The organism is Sphingomonas sp. Sph1(2015), from assembly GCF_001970915.1.
GTDB classification, from domain to species: domain Bacteria; phylum Pseudomonadota; class Alphaproteobacteria; order Sphingomonadales; family Sphingomonadaceae; genus Sphingomonas; species Sphingomonas parapaucimobilis.
In genome coordinates this window covers 1-2,147 of record NZ_MQUI01000098.1, presented here as the reverse complement: position 1 = coordinate 2,147, position 2,147 = coordinate 1, and the positions used below count along the sequence as shown (strand labels likewise).

Below are 2,147 nucleotides of genomic sequence, written 5' to 3'. Positions count from 1 at the left end.
GTCGAAACTGTCCAGCGCCTCGGCCGGGATCGGCAGGGTCGGGGCAAAGCCCAGCCCGACGACCAGTGCATAGCCCATGCCCCCCACGATCAGCGCCGTGGGAATGGCTGCGCGCAGACGGTCGCGCCAATCGGGCCGGGCCAGCGTCATGGATAAAAGGTGGGAAGGCCCTCCGCTGCCCGCAAGCCGCTTATCCTCTGTCCCCCGCCCGCCGTCCGTGCCACAGGACCGTCATGCAACCCCGATCCGCGCCAGAAGGAGCCCGCGCATGACCGAATCCGATATCCTGATCGTCGGATCGGGCGCGGCCGGGCTGACCGCCGCGCTGAACCTGGCCGACCGTTTCAAGGTCACGGTGCTGGCCAAGGGCAAGCTGAACGAAGGCTCGACCGCCTGGGCGCAGGGGGGCATCGCCGCCGTGCTGGAACCCGGCGACACGTTCGACAGCCATATCGAGGATACGATGGTCGCGGGCGCAGGGCTGAACGACCGCGCCACCGTCGAGTTCGTCGTCGAGAACGCCCCCGCCGCGATCGAGCGGTTGCAGAAGCTGGGCGTCCCCTTCGCGACCGAGGGCAATATGCTGCACCTGACGCGCGAGGGCGGGCATTCGCATCGCCGCATCGTGCATGTGGCGGACGCCACCGGCTGGGCGGTGCTCGATGCGTTGCTGAAGGCGGCGGACGCGCATCCCAACATCACCATGGTCCCCGATCAGGTTGCGATCGACCTGGCGACCAGCCGCCACGAGATGCGCTATTCGGGGGCGGGCCATGTCTGGGGCATCTATGCCGTCGACCGGCGGACGGGCCGCGTAGTGCTGCACCGCGCGCGCGCGACGATCCTGGCGACGGGCGGGGCGGGCCGCACCTATCAATTCTCGACCGCGCCCAAGGGGGCGACCGGCGACGGCATCGCCATGGCGTGGCGCGCGGGCGCGCGTGTCTCCAACATGGAGTTCATGCAGTTCCACCCGACCTGCCTCTACAACACCCAGGTCAAGAATTTCCTGATCACCGAGGCGGTTCGCGGCGAAGGCGGGCATTTGAAGATCCCCGAGACCGGCCACCGCTTCATGCCCGATCTGGATCCCCGCGCCGAACTCGCCCCGCGCGACATCGTGGCGCGCGCGATCGACCATGAGATCAAGCGGCTGGGCCTGGATTACGTCCATCTCGACATCAGCCACCAGCCGCCCGCCTTTGTCCGCGAGCATTTCCCCAATATCCACGAAAAGCTGCTGTCCTTAGGCATCGACATGACGGTGCAGCCGATTCCGGTCGTCCCCGCCCAGCATTATACCTGCGGCGGCGTGATCGTGGACCGCGACGGCCGCACCGACCTGCCCGGCCTGTACGCAGCGGGCGAAGTCACCCAGTCGGGCCTGCACGGCGCGAACCGGCTGGCGTCCAACTCGCTGCTCGAATGTTTCGTCTATGGCGAGGCGTGCGCGAACCATATCGCGGCGCACTGGGACGACCTCCCCCCGCCGCCCGCCATCCGCCCCTGGGACGAAAGCCGCGTCACCGATTCGGACGAAGAGGTGGTCATCAAGCAGAACTGGACCGAAATCCGCCGCTTCATGTGGAATTATGTCGGCATCGTGCGCACCACCAAGCGGCTGGAACGCGCGCAGCACCGCATCCGTATGCTGACCGACGAGGTGAACGACTATTACGGCCATTTCCGCGTCACGCCCGACCTGATCGAGCTGCGCAACCTGCTCCAGACCGCCGAGCTGATCGTCCGCTGCGCGCTCCACCGCAAGGAAAGCCGGGGGCTGCACTACACGCTCGATTATCCCGAGACGCTGGATGATGCGGTCGACACGATCCTGATTCCCTGACCTTCTCTAGTTCCTCCCCTGCAAGGGGAGGAACTAAAGGTTTCGCATCTTGTCGCGCGCTTGCCGCCTTTCGTCGCAAGCCCCGTGCGCGGGGATTTCCCCCAACGGGTCAACCCGTAAGGATACCCATGTGTAGCGGGGTACAGCGGTGACGAAGCGAGTATCGAACGGCGGGCTGCGTTTATGGCCTGCCGGGTTTCTCCTCCTGGGGTTGGCAGGCTGTGGAGCCGATTCACGCCCCGGTGCGACCGCCCATGCGCCCAGTTCACCCGATCCCCAGGTGTCGGTTTCGATGCCGCTC

1 protein-coding gene is annotated in these 2,147 nt (G+C 66.6%); it reads left to right on the top strand.

The window, feature by feature from the left end:
• The first annotated feature begins 268 nt into the window (after positions 1-268).
• Complete coding sequence (gene nadB, locus BSZ14_RS18615; protein WP_076712047.1) at positions 269-1,846, top strand: L-aspartate oxidase; 1,578 nt, start codon at positions 269-271, stop codon at positions 1,844-1,846.
• Positions 1,847-2,147 lie beyond the last annotated feature (301 nt).

What these genes read in the sequence shown, in the direction of transcription:
- nadB (WP_076712047.1), top strand. Translation starts at nt 269, where the DNA reads ATGACCGAATCCGATATCCTGATCGTCGGATCGGGCGCGGCCGGGCTG.